This is a genomic window from Methylobacterium planeticum (assembly GCF_008806345.1).
Taxonomy (GTDB): domain Bacteria; phylum Pseudomonadota; class Alphaproteobacteria; order Rhizobiales; family Beijerinckiaceae; genus Methylobacterium; species Methylobacterium planeticum.
Map to the genome: position 1 here is coordinate 1 of NZ_VZZJ01000007.1, position 19908 is coordinate 19908.

The following is a 19908-nucleotide window of genomic DNA, read 5'->3' on the forward strand; positions in this document are numbered from 1 at the left end:
CGAGCGTCAGGCCAATCGGGAATTCTAAGGTCCTACCAAGCTCTTAGGCAAAATCGTCGTGTACTGTGGCGTCTGCCTCGGCCCTCGCCGGAAGACCTTGCAGCACGGAGGTTATCCGGCGATCGGCCGTTCCCTCCCGCGGCAGGACCCGGCCCCGGGGCTGCGGCGGCCTGCCACGTGAGCTAACGCACATCGCCTGCCCGCCGGCCCTCGCCCGCGCCGGCACCCCGGATATCTGAGGGATACATGCGGCAGCAGCAGAGATTGCGCATGACCATTCCCATCAGACTGACCCTGAACGGGCATCCGCGAGACATCGTGCTCGAGGATCCGCGCATCACCCTCCTCGATCTCCTGCGCGAGCGTCTCGATCTCACCGGCACGAAGAAGGGGTGCGACCGGGGCCAGTGCGGCGCCTGCACGGTGATCGTCGACGGGCGCCGGATCAATGCCTGCCTCGCCCTCGCCGCGAGCCTCGACGGATCCGAGGTGCTGACGATCGAGGGCCTGGCGCGGGGCGACGACCTCCACCCGGTCCAGGCGGCGTTCCTGGCGCATGATGGTTTCCAGTGCGGCTTCTGCACGCCGGGCCAGATCATGAGCGCCGTCGGCCTGATCCGCGAGGGCCAGGCCGGCACCGATCCGGAGCGCATCCGCGAGGGCATGAGCGGCAACCTGTGCCGCTGCGGCGCCTACGCGGGCATTTTGGAAGCTGTGCGCGAAGCTGCGGGTGCGAGCGCCGGGCGGGAGGACGCAGCGTGAACCACTTCGCCTACACACGCGCGGCGAGCATCGGCGAGGCCATCGCGGCCGCCCGGCAACCGGGTGCCGCCTATCTCGCCGCCGGCACCAACCTCCTCGACCTGATGAAGGGCGGGATCGCCACGCCGACGCATCTCGTCGACATCACCCGGCTGCCGGGCCTCGCGGCGATCGAGCGACCGCCGGACGGGAGCACGCGCGTCGGGGCGCTGGTGCGCAACAGTGACCTCGCGCATGACCCGGATTTCGCCGGCACCTACCCGATGGTGGCCGAAGCCCTGCTGGCGGGCGCCTCGGCGCAGCTGCGCAACGCCGCGACGGTCGGCGGCAACCTGATGCAGCGGACGCGCTGCGCGTATTTCTACGATCCCGCCAGCACCTGCAACAAGCGCGAGCCCGGCGCGGGTTGCGCGGCGCTCGGCGCCGCCACGCGCATCCACGCGGTCCAGGGCTGGAGCGACAGCTGCATCGCCACCAACCCGTCCGATTTCTGCGTGCCCCTGGCGGCGCTGGATGCCGTCGTGGAGATCGAGGGACCGCAGGGCGTCCGCACCGTACCCCTCACGGAGTTCCACAACCTGCCGGGCGCGCATCCCGAGCGCGAGACCGCGCTTCGGCCCGGCGAGCTGATCACCGCCCTGCATCTGCCGCCGGAGGCCGCGACGTTCTCGAGGCACGCCCGCTACCTGAAGGTCCGCGATCGCACCTCCTACGCCTTCGCGGTGGTTTCGGCCGCCGCGGCCCTGACCCTCGACGGGGACCGGATCGCGGAGGGGCGGCTCGCCTTCGGTGGCCTCGCGCTGAAGCCGTGGCGCCGGGCAGAAGCCGAGGCCGCGCTCGCGGGCGGAGCCCCCATTCCCGCCACCTTCGCCAAGGCCGCCGCCATCGCCCTCGACGGCGCCAAGCCGACGGGCGAGGCCAACGCCTTCAAGATCGAGCTCGCCCGCCGGGTCGCCGTGCGGACGCTCGGCCTCGCCGCCGCGGGCACGCCCGCGTCCCTGCCGGCGCTTCCCGCCTCGCCCTTCGGCCTCGCTTGAGGATCCCGTCCATGCCCGAGACCTCCGCGCAGAGCCCCATCGAACGCACGCGACACGGCTCCAGCATCGGCCAGCCGCTAACCCGGCGCGATGGCCCCCTCAAGGTGACAGGCCAGGCCCGGTTCGCCGCCGATCACCTGCCCCCCGGTACCCTGCACGCGGCCCTCTGCGTCGCCCGCATCGGCCGGGGACGCGTCACCGGCCTCGATGTGGCGGCCGCGAAGGCCCATCCCGGCGTCGTCGCGGTGATGACCCCGGAGAACGCGCCGAAGCTCGCCAAGCATCCGGACGAGAAGGACGGCCCGTTCACCTTCCGGCTCGACCTCCTGCAGGATTCCGCCGTGCGCTACGCCAACCAGCCGGTGGCGGTTGTCGTGGCCGAGACCCTGGAGGCGGCGACCGAGGGCGCGCGCCTGCTCGCGCCCCGCTACGCGGTGGAGAGCCCCCGCATCGGGCTCGACGCCGGCGCGGTGTTCACGCCGCCCTCGGTCGGCGTCGGTCAGCCGCCCGAGGAGGGGATCGGCGACGTCGAGGCCGGCCTCGGTGCCGCCGCCAAGACCATCTCGGCGACCTACGAGACGGCGGCGCAGTACCACAACGCGATGGAGCCGCACGCCGCGATCGCCATCTGGGAGGGCGATCGGCTGACCCTCCATACCCCGAGCCAGGGCATGGCGATGGCGCAGGGGCGGCTCGCCGGCCTCTTCGGCCTTCGCCCGGAGGATATTCACATCGAGAGCCCCTATCTCGGCGGCGGCTTCGGCTCGAAGGGCATGATCGCCGGTCCGCAGGTGCTCGCCTGCATGGCGGCGCGGCTCGTCGGACGGCCCGTCAAGCTGGTGGCGAGCCGGTCCCAGATGTTCGGGCCGATGGGACACCGTCCGCCCACACGCCAGACCCTGCGCCTTGGGGTGGACGCGGACGGCAAGCTCACGGCGCTCGACCACCACACGCTCACGGCGTCCAGCACGTTCGACGACTTCTTCGAGCCGAGCGGCGGCGTCTCACACACGCTCTACGCCAGCCCGGCGATCTCGACCCGCCACGAGGCGGTGCGCCTCGACACCGGCACGCCGCTGTTCATGCGGGCGCCGGGCGAGGCCTCGGGGAGCGTGGCGCTGGAGAGCGCCGTCGATGAGATGGCCGATGCCTGCGGCATGGATCCGCTGGCCTTCCGCCTCGCCAATTACGCCGAGGTCGAGCCGATCTCCGGCCGGCCCTTCTCGTCGAAAGCCCTGCGCGACTGCTACCGGCAGGGCGCCGAGCGCTTCGGCTGGGCCGGGCGCCCGCTCAAGCCCCGCCAGATGCGCGACGCGAACGGCCTCCTGGTTGGCTGGGGCATGGGGACCGCCACCTTCCCGGCCCTGATGTTCGAGGGCAACGCGCGGGCGGAATTGCGGGCGGACGGCACCGGTACGGTCGAGATCGGCGCGCACGACATGGGTCAGGGCGCCTGGACCGCCCTCGCGCAGATCGCCGCGGATGGGCTCGGGATTCCGATCGAGAAGCTCACCTTCCGCATGGGATCCTCGAACCTGCCGGATGCCGGCATCGCCGGGGGCTCCGGTCACACGGCGACCGCGGGCGGGGCGATCCACGCGGCCGGGCTCGACGTGATCGGGAAGCTTGCCGACCTCGCCACCAACGATCCGGCCTCCGCCCTCTACGGGGCCGGCAATGCCGGCGTGGTCGCGCGGGGCGGACGCCTCCATCGCCGTGACGACGAGAGCCGGTCCGAGAGCTTCGAGGCGATCCTCGGGCGGGCCGGGCAACCGAGCATCACGGGTCTCGGCAAGGCGTCGTCCGACCCCGCGGCCCAGAAATCCCACGCGATGCATGCCCACGGCGCGGTCTTCGCCGAGGTGAAGGTCGACCCCGATCTCGGGCAGGTGCGCGTGACCCGCCTCGTCGGCGCCTTCGCGGCGGGCCGGATCATCAACCCGCGCCTCGTGACCAGCCAGTATTACGGCGGCATGATCTGGGGCGTCTCGTTCGCCCTCCACGAGCACGCGGCGATGGACGCGCGCACGGGCCGATTCCTCAACGACAACCTCGCCGAGTACCACCTGCCGGTGAACGCCGACACGCCCGCCATGGAGGCGATCCTCGTCCATGAGGACGACGCCGTCGTCAACGCTCTCGGGGTCAAGGGGGTTGGGGAGATCGGGATCACCGGCACGGCCGGCGCCGTCGCCAACGCGGTCTGGCACGCGACCGGGATCCGGATCCGCACGCTGCCGATCACCCTGGACACCCTGCTCAGCTGAGGAAGGGCCGCTTCGTCGTCGGGAGGAAGCGGCCACCTCCGGTGGAGAGCGTCCTAGCGCAACTGCTGCAGGATCCGGTCGATGTCGGAGGAGGTCATCTCCCACTCGTTCTGGAAATTTGCCACCACACTGCGCATGAAGGGCGCCTGGAGCTGCTCCGCCCGGGCCGTATCGCCGAGATGGTCGACCAGCATCGCGTAGGCCAGCTGCGACGGCTCGGGTCCCTCGTAGCTCCACTCGAATCCGTTGCGCGAGTAGCACTTCGTCTGCGTGTGCTCGTCGAGGGGCTTGCCGTCGACCGTGACGACGATGCCGTCGATGGTCCGGTCCCCGAGATAGACCTTGTTCACGGCCGCGCCCCCTTCACCGTGTGGCGCGGCGTGCGGCCATCGGAGCGGGAGCGCATCACCTCGGGGAAGATCCAGAGGCTGACGACCATGAAGGGCCCGAGGAAGGCCACGGCCCATTGCGGGCCGGTCTGGCCGAGGTAGCCCATGTAGAACCAGCCCGCGAGGGCGGCGAGGGCGACGGCGACCGACAGCCCGAACTTGATCGGAAACGGCATGACGAAACTCCCGGACCTTGCGTCGATCCTACAGGCTGAACACGGTGCCGACGTGCTGGAGGAGGCTGAGTGACACGCCGAGGCCCCCGAGCACGATCGCGAGACCGGCCAGACCGTCGCGCCAGCGCTGCGGCCAGACGTTGAACAGGCCCGGAGCGAACAGGACCGCGAAGCCGCCGACAATGACGAGGCTCGTCCAGCGCAGGTTCGCCGCGCCGTAAGCGAGGCTGCCCCCGACGAGGGCGAGCAACAGCAGGACGTTGGCCGCGATCAGCACGAGACCGAGGGGCCGGCGCCTCAGGTCGGGCCGCGTCTCCAGCGGGAACATGCCCGTGAGCACGTAGAAGGCAACGCTGGCCACGCTCGCGAACAGCGCGAACCAGAGCAATGCCGCCACATTCGGTTCGATCATGGTCATGAGACGCTCCCGGGTGTTGTCGGCGGCGCCCCCCCGGCGCCGCCCGTCGCGCGTGGGACGGGCTCACTCGGCCGGCTGGATCGCCCCGGCGGCCGGCGCCCCCGGCGTGCGCGAGGTCTTGCGCATGTCGGTCTTCACGTGGCGCGAGTCGTAGCCGTTGAAGAGAGTGCCGAGCAGACCGCGGTCGAGGTCCGAGGTGCCGAACAGCCAATCCATGATCGGGAAGGTGAGGTTCATGTTCCGCTCCATCATGATGGACTGGTCATGGTGGGCGGTGTGGTGGCGCCGGTTCGTGTTGATGAACGGCATGTTGCGTACGAACCAGTTGTCCTCGACATGGCAGCAGAAGTGCATGAACTCGTAGATCAGGTAGATGCTCGTTGTGGTGGCGATGAACAGCCAGCCGACATTCGGCGTGAGCAGGTTGCCGAGCACGATGGCGCCCGGGATCGACATCAGCGTGAAGCTCGCGAGCGCGTAGGGCGGGAAGAACGTCACCCGGTAGTCCCTGTGGTCGGCAAAGCGCATCTCGTGATCGGTGAAGAACTGGTGATGCTGCAGCGTGTGCCGGTTGTAGACCGCGCGGGCGATCGGGTTCTTCGACGGGCGGTGCATCACGTAGCGGTGCAGCCACCACTCGAAGAAGTTGCAGAACAGGAACACGACCGGGACGGTCATCAGCTCGAACCAGCTGACCTGCCTCAGGTTCGAGAGATAGATGTACAGGGCGGTCAGTCCGATCGTGTAGATGATCGCGATGTGCAGGAAGCCATTGTACCAGCCTGCGACCCGCTGGCGATAATTCGCCCGGTAGGTGCGCTGCCGCTCGCTCATGGTGGTGGCGGCGAGTTCCATGGATGTCTCCTCGGGTCCTGGAAGGCTTTAGGATACCGCTGATATATCAGATGGCAATCGGAATGTCACCCGATGCCGGTGGCTGGGGCGCGAGGATGCGCCCGGGCGCCTAGGTCACCGCGAGATCGCCTCGAGGGACCGGCCCTTCGTCTCGATGCCGAGGAACGCCACGCTCGCGGCCGCGATCACGAAGGAGCCTGCCCCGAGGGCGAACACGCCGCCATGCCCCATCGTCGGCAGGATGATACCGATGGCGTAGGGGCCGATCAGGGAGCCGACCCGGCCGATCGCGGAGGCGCAGCCCGCGCCCGTGGCGCGGGCCCGCGTCGGGTAGAGCTCGGGCGTGTAGGCGTAGAGCACCGACCACATGCCGAACAGGAAGAACTGCATCATCAGCCCGAAGGCGATCAGCCAGCCGAAGGACGGCGAATGGCCGTAGAGGTAGGCCGCGACCGCGCTGCCGAGGAGCATCAGGACGGCGGTGGGCTTGCGGCCCCAGCGCTCGACGAGGATCGCCGAGGTGATGAAGCCCGGCACGCCCGCAAGCGAGATCAGGATGGTGTAGATCACGGACTTGGTGACGCTGTGGCCCGCCTCCTGGAGCAGGGCGCCGAGCCACGTGGTCAGGCCGTAGAAGCCGAGCAGCGCGAAGAACCAGGTCAGCCAGATCATCACGGTGCGGCTGGCATAGCCGGGGCTCCAGAGTTCGAGGAACGAGAAGCGGCGCTCGCCCCGGACCTGCTCCGGCAGGGGCTGCGGCTCGGGCAAGGGCTCGCCGTCGAGGCGGGCGCTCACCTTCCTCTCGATCTCCTCCATCACGCGGTTGGCCTCCTCGTAGCGGCCGCGATCCGCGAGCCAGCGGGGCGATTCGGGCACGAAGAACCGGATCGCGAACAGGAACACCGCCGGCACGGCCTGCGCCAGGAAGACGGCGCGCCAGTCATAGGCGCTCAGCAGCACGTAGCTGAGGCACCCTGCTGCGATGAAGCCGAGGGGCCAGAAGCCTTCCATGATGGCGAGGTAGCGGCCGCGCTTGGCCGTCGGCAGGAACTCCGACACGATGGCGAGCGCCACCGGAAACTCCATGCCCATGCCGAAGCCGAGCAGCAGGCGGGCGTAGCCGAGGGTCGTGGCGTCCGGCGCGTAGGCGCACCAGAGGCTGCCGAGACCCCAGAAGATCATGCTGACCTGGAAGACGACCTTCCGGCCGAAGCGGTCGGCCAGCATTCCGGAGATGCCGGCGCCCAGGAACATGCCGATGAAGCTCATGCTGGACAGGAGGCCGGCCTGAGCCGTGGTGAGGCCGAACTCGGTCTTGATCGAGCCGAGCAGGAAGGTGAGCGATCCGAGATCGATCGAATCGAAGAACCAGGCGGTCGCGATGATGAGGAAGATGTTGCGCTGGAACTGCGTCATGGGCAGGCGCTCGAGGCGTGCCGCGATCATCACGTCCGATGCGCGGGCCGACGCCGCCTCGGTCGCCGGCTTCGGCAGCACGCCGCCCGCGGGTATCGCGATCTCCCCTACCATGGCTGACCTCCCAGGCTGTATTATATGTCTGACCAACATGCAGGATACGTCTAAGATGCGCAAGATATATCAATTGGGGATCCGCTGCGGATCGGCGCTGTCCGCCGCATGCGCGTGAGCGGCCGGCGTGGTACTGAGGGCGCGGGAGCCAGGGCGTAGGACGATCATGAACTTCGTGACCGGTAAGACGGCGGCCGTCCGTTCGGCGAGCGGCGGCCGCAAGAGGCCCCGCAGGGCCGCCGACGAGGCGCGCGTCGCGCCATCGGGACAGGAGGACCTGCCGGACCTCACCCTGACCGAGAAGGCCTACCAGCAGCTGGAGGAACTGATCACGACCCTCGCCCTGCCTCCCGGCATGGTGCTCGGCGAGCAGAACCTCGTTCAGCGCCTCGGCATCGGCCGCACCCCGATCCGGGAGGCCCTGCAGCGCCTCGCGCGCGATGGGCTCGTGGTGGTGATGCCGCGGCGCGGCATCTTGGTCTCGGAGATCAACGTGCGCACGCAGATGCGCCTGCTCGAGACGCGCCGCGTGCTGGAGCGCCTGATCGCGCGGCTCGCGGCCGAGCGCGCGACGCAAGAGGAGCGCACCGTCTTCGCCGGCCTCGCGCAGGCCATGCGGGCGGCGGCCGCGGCCTCCGACGATCTGGCGTTCATGCGCCTCGACCACCAGTTCAACGAGCTGGTCGCGGCGGCCTCGCGCAACGAGTTCGCGGTGCGGGCGCTGGCCAACATGGCGGGCCTTTCGCGGCGCTTCTGGTACCAGCACTACAAACAGGCGGCGGACCTGCCGCTGAGCGCGACCCTGCACGCCGACGTGTGCGAGGCGGTCGCCGAGCGCGAGGTCGAGGCGGCTGGCGCCGCGTCCGACCGGCTGATCGACTATATCGAGAGTTTCGCGCGCAAGACCCTGGACACCTGAGGCCGAACTTGGAGGCGTGCCGCGACCATCTCCTTGCGCCGGTCGGCAAGCTACGCGACCACGAGGTTGAGGGTCCTGAGCGCGGGGGCGAGCTCCGCCCGCCGGCCCCAGTCGAAGGCGATAAAGTCCTGCTCGATCCCGTCCGCGAACACCACGCCGCCCTCGTTCATCCGCGACGTGACGGCGAGGGGCGCCGCGGTGAGCTTGCCCGCCCGCAAGCCCGTGGCGGTGGCCACGCTCGCGAACGGTTCCCGCACCCAGTAGCCCACCGCCGGCTCCTCCGCGCCGATCGCGAGGGCGAGATGCGTCGCCTCGCTGATCGAACGCGCCCAGCCGGTCACCCCCGTCCCGGAGGCGATGATGAGGCCGCTCGACGATTGATCCTCGGCCACGCCTCCGGCCTCGATCCGGTAGCGCGCGGATTGGTGGCTGCGGTGGCCGACAAAAATCTCGTTGAGCGCCAGCAGCCTCTCGCCGTTGTCGAGCACGGCCTGCACCATGGTCCGGCGCTCGACCTGGGCCGCGCCCGCGACGCTCGCCGGGAGGAGCGGGCCCAGCCGCTCCACCGCGATGCGTGCCAGCACGCCGTCGTAGAGGTCGGGCGCCGGATTGACGCCGATCACCGGCTGGGCGCCGAGGTACTTGGCCACGTTGGCCACGAGGCCATCCTGCCCGACCGCCACGATGACGTCCTCGGGAGCGAAGAGGAAGCGGTCGAGGTCGGCGCGCCGCGCCAGCGTTTGCCGCCAATCCGCCGGCACCGCGGCGCGCGCCTGCCCGAGCACCGCGTGGAAGCCCACGTGGCGCGCCTCCACTTCGGCGAGGCTCTGCCCGCGGCTCTCGAGGTAGAATCGGGCCTGGCCGCGCGTCGCGTGCCGGGCGAGCAGCAACTCGTAATCGGTGTCCCGGATCACGAACACGGCGCGCGGGGCGATGGCCGGCATGGCAGGTCGCCTCAGCGCGGGTTCACGGGGGCGGCGCTGCCCGGTGCGGCGATGCCTGGTGCGGCGATGCCCGGTGCGATCCTGCGGAACTCGCCGAGCGCCGCCGCCAGGAGGTCCGGCGTCACGGTGACGTGCTCGATCGTCTCCAGCTTGCCGGCGAGTTCCCGCGCCGCCAGCCCGAGCAGGACGGAGGCCGGAAGGTCGCGGTAGATCGCCATGCGCCGCTGCTCGGCCTCCGCCCTCGCGTCCTCGATCAGGCGGATGCGCTCGGCTTCGGCCTCCGCATCCACCCCCTGCGCCGCGGCGAGGCCGGCCGCGCGGTCGCGGGCATTCGCGGCTTCCTGGGCGATGAGCAGCGTCTCGCGCGTCGCCAGCTCCGTCCGCGTCGCGAGTTCGTTCTCGGCGATGGCGCGCTCCTTCTCGACCGCGAGGGCGCGCCGGGCGAAGGTTGCCTCGTCGGCCTTCTGCTGGAGCCCCTCGAAGGTCGGCGTCTGCAGGGCGCGTTCCAGCTCGCTCGACGGAGCGAGGTTGGTGAGCCGCACCGAGACCGCCGCGACGCCGATCTCGGCCAGCGCCGGGGCGCTCGCCAGGACCGTCTCCAGGCTGATGCGCAGCGGCTCCGGACCGGCATCGAGCAGCGCGCCGATCGGGTCCGCGCCGAGATATTGCAGGACCGCTTGGGCGGCGATGCCGCTGAGGCGCGCCTCGATCCGCTCCACGGGCTCGCCCTGCAGCGTCCCGGTGAGCAGCCCGATCGAGAAGTCGACGCGGCTCGCCAGCAACTCGGGATCGACGACGTGCCAGCCGATCGTCCCCTGCACCGCGACCGTCTGGAAGTCCCGGCTGCGGCCGCGCACGAACAGCGTCATCTCGCGGTCTTCCATCGGCACCTCGCTGATGCTCGCGGTCTCGGGACGAAACCAGAAGACCAGACCGCGCCCGCTCTGCCGGACGCGGCCGTTGCGGTAGCGGATGACGTGGCTGCTCGCCTCGCTTCTCAGCTGGGCGATCAGGCCGATGTTGCGGATCGTGGCCATCGTGTCCTCCTGGGATCAGCGCGGATTGCGCGAGCGATAGAGCTCGGCGGGCCGGAACGACGTGCCGGCCTCGCGGCTGCCCGTGGGCTCGAGCCAGCCACGGTCGAGCATCCTGCGGCGGAAGGCGGGCTTGTTCAGCCGCGTGCCCAGGATCGCCTCGTGCACGTCCTGGAGCTGGCGCAGGGTGAAGTGCTCGGGCAGCAGCGCGAAGGCGACATCGGAATAGTCGAGCTTGCCCCGCAGCCGCAGGATCGCCAGCGCGAGGATGTCGGCGTGGTCGAAGGCGAGCGGCAGCGTCTCGCCTGTCCGGCGGCCGTCGGCCGACAGCGCCGCGACGGGGCCGCCCGCCTCGCCGCTCCAGGGCACGGCGATGATCGCCGCCGACAGGCCCGGCATTCCCGCCAGCGCCTCCGCGAAGGCCGGCTCCGGCAGGAGCGCCAGGTAGGCGACGGAGACGACGCGCATGCGCGGATCGCGATCGAGGCCCCCGAAGGTGTAGAGCTGTTCGATATGGATCCCGCTGATTCCGGCCTTCTCGCGCAGGACACGTTCGGCCGCCGCGTCCAGGGTCTCGTCGAGGGCCACGAAGCTGCCGGGAAGCGCCCAGCGGCCGGCATGCGGCTGCTGGGCCCGCTTCAGCAGAAGCGTGGCGGGACGACCGTCGCGCAGGCCGAGCAGCACCAGATCGACGGTGAGCGAGGGGCGCGGATAGGCGCCGGGATCATAGCCTGCGAGGAAATCCGTCTCGGACACGGTCCCACCTTATATGCTGTGCGCATCTAACTAAGACGCAAATCGCATATAAGTCAAGAGTCGGCGGCGTGTCCGGATTCAGCCGTCCTCCGCACAGCCGCGGGCAGGGTCCGCACCGATCCGCCGGGGCGCGGACAGGCACGTCCGGTTCCGAGCAGAGAATGGGCGAAGCTTCCCGTGGCGGCGGTTCCCTCTGCGGATGAACCTCCGGAACCAGCCGGCCGTGATCGGCCGGGAGCGGAGATCACCCAATGCCCACACCATCGTCCTGCCCGGGATTCCCGCCTGAGCCGCCTCGCCCGGTTTCCCTGTCCCCGCTCTTCCTCGCCCTCCTGGCCGTCCTCGTCATGCTCGGCTCGGCCCGCGCCCAGCCGGCGCCTGCGAGCGGCGGGTTGCTGCTGCGCGGCCTCGAGGCGAGCCGGCCGGTGGAGGCTCCCCTCCTCGCCACCGACATCGGTGTCGATGTCAGCGGCCCGACCGCCCGGGCCGTCGTGACCCAGGCCTTCCGCAACACCACGGATGCCTGGGTCGAGGGGACCTACGTCTACCCGCTGCCGGAGGACGCGGCCGTCGACGCGATGACGCTCGTCGTCGGCGATCGGGTCATCCTCGCCAACATCCGCGAGCGCGCCGCCGCCAAGCGCGTCTACGAGGCGGCGAAGGCGGCCGGGCACGCCGCGGCCCTCACCGAGCAGGAACGGCCGAACGTCTTCACCAACACCGTCGCCAATATCGGTCCGGGCGAGACGGTGCTCGTGCGGATCACGTACCAGCAGGCCATCCCCGTCTCCGGTGCGATCCGCGCCCTGCGCCTGCCGCTGGTGGTGGCGCCGCGATACCACCCCGCGCCCCCGGCCGTCGGCTTCGCCGCCATCGGGACCGGGGCTGACCGGGTGCCCGATCGCGCCCGGATCAGCCCGCCGGTGCTCGATCCGTCCCGGTCCGCGCCCCTCAACCCGGTCGCCGTGACCGTGCGGCTCGAGGCGGGCTTCGCGATCGGGGCCGTGCGCAGCGCCACCCACCCGATCCGCGTCGAGGAGACCGGGCCGCAGGGCCGCCGCATCACCCTGGCCGAGGGCGTCGTCCCGGCCGACCGCGATTTCGAGCTGACCTGGGAGCCTGCCCCGAGCCGGACGCCCGGCCTCGGCCTGTTCCGCGAGGAGGTCGGCGGCCGGACCTACCTGCTGGCCACCCTGAACCCGCCGGAGGCCGAAGCCGCGGCGTCCGCGCGGCCGGCGCGCGACGTCACCTTCGTCATCGACAATTCCGGCTCGATGGCCGGGGCCTCGATGCGCCAGGCCAAGGCCGGGCTGCTGGCCGGGCTCGCCCGCCTGTCGCTCCGGGACCGGTTCAACGTGATCCGCTTCGACGACACCTGGGACGCGCTGTTTCCCGAGCCCGCCGCAGCGACGCCGGAGGCCCTGCGGGCGGCCGAGAGCTTCGTCGCCGCCCTGGAAGCGCGGGGGGGCACCGAGATGCTGGCGCCCCTCAGGGCGGCCCTCGCCGATGCCCATCCGGAGGAGACGAGGCGCGTGCGCCAGGTCGTGTTCCTCACGGACGGGGCGGTCGGTGACGAGGAGCGGATCTTCGCCGCGATCCACGAGCAGCTCGGGCGCTCGCGCCTATTCATGGTCGGCATCGGCGCGGCGCCGAATGGCCACCTGATGCGCCACGCCGCCGAGATCGGCCGCGGCAGCTTCACGGAGATCCGGAACCTCGACCAGGTCGGCGAGCGCACCCGCGCCCTCTACGCCAAGCTGGAAGCGCCGGCGGCGACCGACCTCGCCGCCGTCTTTACGGCCGGGGATGCCGAGGTGACGCCGAACCCGCTGCCGGACCTCTATCGCGGCGAACCGATGGTGTTGACCGCCCGGCTCGCGCAGGCGGCCGGGACCGTGACCGTCTCGGGACGGCTCGACGGCAAGCGCTGGAGCCGCACCCTTCCGCTCGCCGAGGCCGTCGCCGGCAAGGGCATCGCGAAGGTCTGGGCGCGCGCCAGGATCAGCGAGACCGAGACGGCGCGCATCACCGGTCGCCTCAGCCCGGAGGCGGCCGATGCCAGGATCCTCGGGCTCGCCCTGGAGCACGGACTGACGACGCGGCTCACCAGCCTCGTCGCCGTCGACGCCACGCCCCGCCGCCCCGCGGGCACGCCCCTCGCCGCCGCCGACCTGCCGCTGAACCTGCCGGCGGGCTGGGATTTCGCCAAGGTGTTCGGCGACGGCCCCCGCGACCGCACGGCCGGCCCGCCCCGCGACCGCACGGCCGGCCCGCCCCGCGAGCGCCACGCCGGCCCGGCCCCGATCCTCGCGGCCGCGCGCTCGCTCGACCTGCCGCGGACCGGGGCGGGCGTGCTGCCGCAGTTCTGGCTCGGCCTCGCCCTGGCGATGCTGGGTCAGGTCCTGCGCCGGCTCGCCGCCCGGCGGCCCCGGTGTGCCCGATGAGCCGGCGTCGCAGCAATTACCCGGGGCGCGCGCTCGGCCTTCTCCTCCTCCTTGTCGGCCTCGGGCTGGCGGCGGAGGCGGCCTGGATCCCGCTCAAGGCGACCCTGGCGCAGGCGCTCCTCGAGCGCGCCTTCGCCCGCACCTTGGCCGAGGGGCGCCCGGTCCGGCCCTGGCCGTCGGCCGATACCGAGCCGGTGGCGCGGCTCAGCCTCGTCGGGCGCAGCTTCGTGGCCCTGCGCGGCGGCAGCGGGCAGGCCCTGGCCTTCGGCCCCGGCCATCTCGACGGCACGCCGGAGCCGGGGGAGCCGGGCACCGCGGTCTTCGCCGCCCATCGCGACACCCAGTTCGCGGTGCTGGGGCAGCTCGGGCCCGGCGACGCGGTCGGGGTGACGCGACGCGACGGGCGGCGCCTGCGCTTCCGCGTCACCGGTGCCCGGATAGCGCCCTGGGACGCCTCGGGGATCGACCCGCAGGCGCCGGGCCGCCACCTCGCCCTCGTCACCTGCTGGCCCCTGGACGGGTTCGCGGCGGGCCCGTTGCGGCTGATCGTCGAGGCGGTCGCGGAGGCGCCCTAGCTCGCGCGGGCCCGTTATCCTTGCCAAGCTGTGCGGATTCGTGCGGATCTTGGCGGGAGCAACACTGCACGAGCGGCCACCGTGAGCGAGACCGAACTGCCCGAGGCCCAGAGCCGCGCCATCGCGCAGGCCGTGCGCGAGGCCCTGGCGCGCCGCCGCCTCTCCCGGCAGGCCCTGGCCGACGGGGCGCGGATCAGCGTCTCCACCCTGGAGAAGGCCCTCGCGGGCCGGCGGCGCTTTACCCTGGCGACGACGATCCGGCTGGAGGAAGCCCTGGGGCAGCCCCTGCGCGGGCCGGCCGCCCCGCTTGCCCGGCTGCCGGAGGCGCCGCGCCACGCGCCCGAGGAACTCGGCAGCTACTCGCGCGAGGGGGTGGCCTGGATCGAGGGGCGCTACCTCACCCTGCGCCCGTCCTTCGGAGCCGCGGACGCGATCTTCGCCTACCGGACCGAGATCGCCTGGGACGCGCCCCGGTCGCGGCTGGTCTTCAGCGAGGCGGAGCGCCTCGACGCGCCCTTCGCCCAGTCCGGCAGCGTCGCGGTGCCGAACCAGTCGGGCATGATCTACCTCGTCACCAACTGGCACGGTCAGTGCCGGCTCGCGGTGCTGTGCCGTCCGACGATCCAGGGTGAGATGTACGGAATGCTGACCACGCTCCACGCGGGCCGCGGGACGCAACTCACCCCGGCCTGCGCGCCGCTCGCCATGATCCCCGACCGGGCGGAGGCGGGCGGGCGCGCCTACGGGCGCATCGCCCCCGATCAGCCCGCCTACGCGCAGTACCGCCCCTATCTCGACCGCGTCCGCGAGGACGGCTACGCGGCGTTCTTCACCGGCCCATCCTGAGCCGCAGGAGACACTCGTCGCGGGCGATGGCCGAGCATTTTCGGGGACGACCCGGGGCGGGTGCCCAGCGTGCCCGGAACCGGCGGCGCGTGCGGTGGTGGTGCACACAGCCGCCGCCGAACCCGTCTCTACCTCTCCGTCCCTGCTTACAGGGAAAACTACAGGCACACTGGGATTGGGATTGCCCCGGCTCCGTCAGTCCGCGTCATGCTCAGACAGACCGCTCAACTCGCCTCAAATTCATGACAGCGTCCAGGACGGCTCGAAAGCTGCCAAGCGATCTGCGAGCGACAGAATTTGTAATTCGAGGGAAACCGACATCGTTACGCAGGGTGCACCCGAGGTCCTGCAGGATCGTCTCCTAAAGCGGCACATGCGCACCGCTGGCGCTGTGTTGCTGTAGGCCGCGGGCTGCGTCGGTCACTGGCTGATGGCCGTTATCATGCGCCGCCCGCCGATTGGGCGTTGTGGATCACCGTGCGACCTCTTGAATATCCGGCAAACGCCACGTCTTGTCGAACAGCGGCCTGCCCGGGCCGTAGAGGCGGAACATCGCGAACCACTTGCCGTGCGGCGCGGTGTAGATCCAGTTGGCGTCGCCATCGGCTGGCGGCTTCGATCTGAAGTCAACGTTAATGGACCCGTCCGTGCTCTTCCTGAGCGAGGGATTGTAGGAGTCGAGCCCAACCCGCGGGGACTCGCGGATGAACCCAGCCGTCTCGACATTGTACACCGTGACTGCCCAAAACTGCTGGGCAGGCACGTCCGCGGGGATGTGCAGCCGGTATGACCTGTCGCCGACGAGTGGGCCGCCCTTGGCGTCCGTGAAGCCCAAAAGGGAGAACGTCGCAGACCCGAGCTTCTCCGGCGGTGCGTAGGCGAGGTAGAAGATCAGTCCGCGCGCATCAATGCCGAGATATTCCGGCGTTTGGAACGAGAAGCCGGTCTTGGGCCCGAGCGTCTCAGGCAGCGTCCAATGCGATCCCGGCCACCAGCCTTCGCTGCGGCTCACGGCATTGATGAACCCCGTCTGCGCCCTGGCGACTGCTGTCCGGAGGGTCGTCTCTCTCCTGGCGTCGGGCTTGAACGGCTTGCCCTTCTCGATGCCGAGGGACAGCAACTGCCCCATGGCGACCAAGTCGCGGTCTTGGACCGGCTCCTCGCCGATCATGCGGACGAGATGGTCGTAGAACCTCGCATCGTAGGGGACGATGCCGTCGAAGAGCTTGCCCGCCATGTCGATGAAGCGCTGGTCGGGCGGAATCGTGGCTTCGATCAGCGGATAGAGGCGGAGCTTCCTGACCAGTTCAATGGCCTTCGCCATGTCGGCGTCGGACTGCGTCTGGGGGATGGCGCGGAACAAGGCGTAGCCGTTATAGGTCGCGGAGTGGATGGAAATGGTGCCGGCGGGTACCTCGCCCTCGAAGCCCGGCGGCAAGATCACATACTTCCCGCCCTGGCCCTTATCGGCGCCCTGCGGCCCGACATCGGTGAGCGGTTTCTGCCAAGCATCCAGCATGGTGCCGAACAGGCCGGCGCCGACAGCCGCCGGGAAGTCGAGGACCACGGGGCCATCCTTGGTGTTGAAGTTGAAGTAGACGTAGAGCGACGAGGCGTTGGGTGTCGTCGTCTGATTCTGCCAGTCGGACGGCTTCGACCAGAAGACGATGTCGCCGTACTTCGCCCCCGCATCCCGGAAGAAGGCTTGGCGCATCACGTCGAAGCTGACGATTGGCATGCCCCAGATGGCAGCCTCCACGGCACGGCCTCGGATGAGGCTGGGCTCCTCAGTTGCAACCGCAGGAGGTGCAGTTTGCTGGGGGACAGCCTCCTCAGCGCGTCCTAGAGTTGCGATCGAGAGAAGAAGCGAAGCTGCGAAAGCCGCCGGCCAGCGAGCACCCATCGCGCCCTCCTCAACAGAGTCTCTCGCGTCGGAGCTTACCGGAATGGTCCTGGCCGAGACGCCGTCGGTACGGTCCGCACGCATGCCCGGAGCTGTCTATCTCGGCATATCGGCGTGCCAATCGGGCTGCTCCAGCGAAACATTGCAGGCGTCATTCGGCTGCTGCGGCGTTCGCTGACTCGGCGTTAGAGAGTATCCCCGTCGCCCCGTCCCGAATGCGTCGGAGATTGGCCGGACAGTTTTTACACAGGCTCACACTGGCGGCTTGGCCTGTGCGGCACTCTCGCGCCGCCCAAACAGCATTGCCTTGATCCGGCCGGGCCCAAGTTCCCGGCTGATGTGGCGGAACCCGAAGAACGGGATCAGCGCGACGAACAGGATCAGCGCGACGCAGAAAAGTCCCTGCATGCCACCGCCGCCGATCGAGGGCACGCTCGCCGCCAGCGTCTCGCCCGCGATCAAACCACCGATCGTATGTTCCAAGATATGCACGGCGATGAACAAAGTAGCGAGAATGAAGGCTTCCAGCACGATCTGATAGATCAGCGGTCGAGCCTGGAAGCGGTGACCGAGCTTCAGATCCTCGGCAACTAGCATCACCTTCGCCAGCACCAACGCGTTGACCAGCGCAAACCCATGGAACACGAAGCGGATGCCGTGCTGTCTCAGCACGATGTCCTCATGCAGGGCGAATAGCCCGAAGAGCACCCAGAGGTAGACAAACATGACCAGGAAGCGCCGGAACTCGTTGACGGCGACCTCCTCCAGCCTGCGCAGGCGATCTGCCCCTTGGCCGCGACCGTCCCCGGCGATCACGCCCTGTGGTGATGTGGGATCAACGACCATGGTTCCAACGCTCCTCCGCCATTTGCTCCAAGGCCTCGGCCAGGATCGGCGCGCCGAGCCTGGCGCTGTGGATTGCCATCAGAACCACCAGCGTCAGGGCCTCATCGCGACTTACCCGGTCGATCGACGACACGCGCGGACTGAATGTTTTCTACTCGATGTGTGTCCACTTAGCCAAGTATAAAGCGCGAAGAGTGTCTAAGGTGCAAAATCTCCGTTAGTTCGACCCGTACCGAGGAGGCGGAGATGATCAGTTCATGGACACGCGGCGGCGTGGTGACCATTGCCCTTCTCCTTGCGACATTCGGAGGAGTCGCACAGGCGGATCCCAGCGTCCGCATCGCTCAAGGCATGGTCACGATCCCCCCGATACGCAGATGAACCGCTTGGAGCGTGACTCGATCACCACGCCCCCGCTCGATGTGAGCGAAGGCGCACAGCGAGCCAGCCAAGGAGCTAAGATCCGGCAGGTGGATCGGCGTGATCACAGCATCGATCAGAGGCTCCTGAGGCACGATGGCGTCTGCGACGACTGCTGAAAGACCGGCCGTCGGGGGCGATCCTGGCTCAAACGAGCCACCGCCGGCCCTAGAGGGGCCGCGAGCATCACGGGGGCCGAAGTGCCAGGAGCGCGGAGATGTTGCGAGACATGGACACTACAGGTTCCGGCTCGGAGAAGGGTCGCCCGGAAAGTCCCGATGTCCGACTGCCCCGGCGCCGGCGATGGGGACGCCTCCTGATCATTGTGGGGGTGCTGCTCCTCGCTGCTGGAGGGTTCACGCTCGCTCACTTCTGGTCGCCGCATGCCGAGTTGCGCGTGACAACTGGACCGCAGGGCGGTGCTGCGCAGCGGTTCATGGCAGCCTTCGTCTCGGTGTCCGCAATCCAGCATCCACGGGTTCACCTGGAACTCGTGCAGGTTCCTGACCTCGCCGCGAGCGCGAAGGCCTTGGAAGACGGCCGGACCGATCTGGCCATCGTGCGCAGCGATGCAGCGGCGCCGGCAAATGGGCAGACCATCGTGCTCCTGCGCCGGGACGTGGTGGCCTTAGTCCTGCCGCCCCACAGCAAGATCAGTTCGGTCGCGAGTTTGGCGGGCAAGACCGTCGGGATCGTGGCCGGGCCGTTGCAGGCCAACAATGCCCAGGCGCTCGACACGCTCCTGAGCTTCTTCGACATCCCGGCGAAGGACGTCAGTCGGGTCTTTCTGCCCGTGGCGGAACTCGGGCAGGCCGTCCAGCAGAAGAAGGTCGCGGCGGTGCTCGCGATCGGTCCGATGGCGCCGGGCGAGGTGGTCGATGTCGTGGCCGCCATCGCGCGCGCGACGAAGGGTACTCCCGGCATCCTGGGCCTCGATGAGGCAGAGACCTTTGCCAAGCGCTTCCCCGGCTTCGAGTCCATCGACGTTCCTGTCGGCGCCTTCCGGGCCAGGCCCGCCACGCCCAGCGACACCGTCACGACACTTGCCGTCACCTATCGCTTCGCCGCTTCGGAGCTGATGACGAACGTCGTGGCGGCCGCCATCGCGCGCTCAATCCTGACCACGAAGGCCAAGCTGATGGCCGCGACGCCCCTCGCCAACCAGATCGAGGCCCCCGATCCTGACGACAAAAGCCCCATTCTCCCGGTTCACCCTGGTGTGGCAGCCTACCTTAGCGGCGGCGACCAGAGCTTCCTCGACCAGTTCCAGAAATACTTCTACGTCGTCGGTATCGGCATCAGCGTCGCAGGATCCCTGTTCGCCCTGGTTTCGAGCTACTGGAGCCGGCGGAGGTCGGATGAGGATTGGCGGCCGATCAAGAGGCTCGTCGAGATCGCGGCTGAGGCGCCCGGCGTCGAGCGATTGGCGTTGGACGCGCTCGAGCACGATACCCAGGCGATCGCTTCATCCGTGCTCGGCAGACAGGGTGGGGCTGTCGGCGGCGAGCGGTTGGCGGCGTTCTCGACGGCACTTGCGCATGCAAGGCATGCCCTCGACGCCCGACGGTCAGCTCTCGGTCCGCAGATGGGGCCGAGCACAGGACCGAAGCCCGCGTCGACCCTTGTCGCGGCCCGGTGAGGCAGCGGCCATACCCGTCAGGCAGGTATCTGATTGTCGTGACGGCTCAGGTAGTTCCAAGAGGGCTTGCTCCAGCGGAACGTTCCAGGCAATCGAGAACCTGTTCCAAGAGCGTGGGTTCGTGGTCCGGACCGATGGTTCTTCGCAC

19 protein-coding genes are annotated in these 19908 nt (G+C 69.7%); 8 read left to right on the top strand and 11 right to left on the bottom strand.

The window, feature by feature from the left end:
• Window positions 1–270 precede the first annotated feature (270 nt).
• Genes F6X51_RS10245 through F6X51_RS10255 form a run of 3 tightly spaced genes read left to right on the top strand, consistent with a single transcriptional unit; the run spans window position 271 to window position 4066 of the window.
• Window positions 271–762 carry a (2Fe-2S)-binding protein gene (locus tag F6X51_RS10245; RefSeq protein ID WP_150963243.1) on the top strand — a complete coding sequence of 164 codons (492 nt, stop codon included), beginning with the start codon at window positions 271–273 and terminating at the stop codon, window positions 760–762.
• Window positions 759–1799 carry an FAD binding domain-containing protein gene (locus tag F6X51_RS10250; RefSeq protein WP_150963245.1) on the top strand — a complete coding sequence of 347 codons (1041 nt, stop codon included), beginning with the start codon at window positions 759–761 and terminating at the stop codon, window positions 1797–1799. Before F6X51_RS10245 ends, F6X51_RS10250 begins: the two co-directional genes overlap by 4 nt.
• 11 nt (window positions 1800–1810) lie before the next feature.
• Complete coding sequence (locus F6X51_RS10255) at window positions 1811–4066, top strand: xanthine dehydrogenase family protein molybdopterin-binding subunit (protein ID WP_150963247.1); 2256 nt, start codon at window positions 1811–1813, stop codon at window positions 4064–4066.
• A 53-nt stretch (window positions 4067–4119) separates the two neighbouring features.
• Here F6X51_RS10255 and F6X51_RS10260 read toward each other — a convergent pair whose 3' ends face one another.
• From F6X51_RS10260 to F6X51_RS10280, 5 genes are all read right to left on the bottom strand, one after another.
• A complete protein-coding gene (locus F6X51_RS10260; RefSeq protein ID WP_150963249.1) occupies window positions 4120–4416 on the bottom strand; it encodes a DUF6166 domain-containing protein in 297 nt (98 codons plus the stop codon).
• On the bottom strand, window positions 4413–4631 hold the full coding sequence (locus tag F6X51_RS10265; protein WP_150963251.1) for a hypothetical protein: 219 nt from the start codon (window positions 4629–4631) through the stop codon (window positions 4413–4415). Before F6X51_RS10265 ends, F6X51_RS10260 begins: the two co-directional genes overlap by 4 nt.
• 28 nt (window positions 4632–4659) lie before the next feature.
• Entirely contained in the window at window positions 4660–5049 is a 390-nt protein-coding gene (locus F6X51_RS10270) for a hypothetical protein (RefSeq protein ID WP_150963253.1), read from the bottom strand.
• A gap of 63 nt (window positions 5050–5112) precedes the next feature.
• Entirely contained in the window at window positions 5113–5904 is a 792-nt protein-coding gene (locus F6X51_RS10275) for a sterol desaturase family protein (protein WP_150963255.1), read from the bottom strand.
• 114 nt (window positions 5905–6018) lie between these two features.
• On the bottom strand, window positions 6019–7434 hold the full coding sequence (locus F6X51_RS10280) for an MFS transporter (RefSeq protein WP_150963257.1): 1416 nt from the start codon (window positions 7432–7434) through the stop codon (window positions 6019–6021).
• 166 nt (window positions 7435–7600) lie between these two features.
• Between F6X51_RS10280 and F6X51_RS10285 the strand changes: the two genes are divergently transcribed.
• Window positions 7601–8353 carry a GntR family transcriptional regulator gene (locus F6X51_RS10285; protein ID WP_150963260.1) on the top strand — a complete coding sequence of 251 codons (753 nt, stop codon included), beginning with the start codon at window positions 7601–7603 and terminating at the stop codon, window positions 8351–8353.
• A 50-nt stretch (window positions 8354–8403) separates the two neighbouring features.
• Here F6X51_RS10285 and F6X51_RS10290 read toward each other — a convergent pair whose 3' ends face one another.
• From F6X51_RS10290 to F6X51_RS10300, 3 genes are read right to left on the bottom strand one after another with little or no spacing between them, the layout of a single operon-like run.
• Window positions 8404–9297 (bottom strand): NAD(+)/NADH kinase, encoded by an 894-nt coding sequence (locus tag F6X51_RS10290; RefSeq protein ID WP_150963262.1) that lies wholly within the window; start codon window positions 9295–9297, stop codon window positions 8404–8406.
• 11 nt (window positions 9298–9308) lie between these two features.
• A complete protein-coding gene (locus F6X51_RS10295; protein ID WP_150963264.1) occupies window positions 9309–10334 on the bottom strand; it encodes an SPFH domain-containing protein in 1026 nt (341 codons plus the stop codon).
• Window positions 10335–10349: 15 nt separating this feature from the next.
• Complete coding sequence (locus tag F6X51_RS10300; protein WP_150963266.1) at window positions 10350–11087, bottom strand: NUDIX hydrolase; 738 nt, start codon at window positions 11085–11087, stop codon at window positions 10350–10352.
• Between the two features lie 251 nt (window positions 11088–11338).
• Here F6X51_RS10300 and F6X51_RS10305 point away from each other — a divergent pair, with 251 nt between their 5' ends.
• From F6X51_RS10305 to F6X51_RS10315, 3 genes are all read left to right on the top strand, one after another.
• Complete coding sequence (locus F6X51_RS10305) at window positions 11339–13531, top strand: marine proteobacterial sortase target protein (RefSeq protein WP_150963268.1); 2193 nt, start codon at window positions 11339–11341, stop codon at window positions 13529–13531.
• Window positions 13528–14106, top strand: coding sequence for a class GN sortase (locus tag F6X51_RS10310; protein ID WP_150963270.1), 579 nt, complete (start codon window positions 13528–13530; stop codon window positions 14104–14106). The genes F6X51_RS10305 and F6X51_RS10310 overlap by 4 nt, the downstream gene beginning before the upstream one ends.
• An 81-nt stretch (window positions 14107–14187) precedes the next feature.
• Window positions 14188–14952 carry a helix-turn-helix domain-containing protein gene (locus F6X51_RS10315; protein WP_150963272.1) on the top strand — a complete coding sequence of 255 codons (765 nt, stop codon included), beginning with the start codon at window positions 14188–14190 and terminating at the stop codon, window positions 14950–14952.
• Window positions 14953–15424: 472 nt separating this feature from the next.
• On the opposite strand, the gene F6X51_RS10320 is transcribed toward F6X51_RS10315, so the two are convergent.
• From F6X51_RS10320 to F6X51_RS27805, 3 genes are all read right to left on the bottom strand, one after another.
• A complete protein-coding gene (locus F6X51_RS10320; RefSeq protein WP_191970067.1) occupies window positions 15425–16711 on the bottom strand; it encodes a DUF1254 domain-containing protein in 1287 nt (428 codons plus the stop codon).
• Between the two features lie 396 nt (window positions 16712–17107).
• The gene (locus F6X51_RS10325) at window positions 17108–17701 is read right to left on the bottom strand and encodes a hypothetical protein (RefSeq protein WP_246696735.1); all 594 of its coding nucleotides are present in this window, start codon (window positions 17699–17701) and stop codon (window positions 17108–17110) included.
• Window positions 17691–17834, bottom strand: coding sequence for a hypothetical protein (locus F6X51_RS27805; protein WP_191970068.1), 144 nt, complete (start codon window positions 17832–17834; stop codon window positions 17691–17693). Before F6X51_RS27805 ends, F6X51_RS10325 begins: the two co-directional genes overlap by 11 nt.
• 723 nt (window positions 17835–18557) lie before the next feature.
• On the opposite strand from F6X51_RS27805, the gene F6X51_RS10330 reads away from it, so the two are divergent.
• Entirely contained in the window at window positions 18558–19760 is a 1203-nt protein-coding gene (locus F6X51_RS10330) for a TAXI family TRAP transporter solute-binding subunit (RefSeq protein WP_246696736.1), read from the top strand.
• Window positions 19761–19908 lie beyond the last annotated feature (148 nt).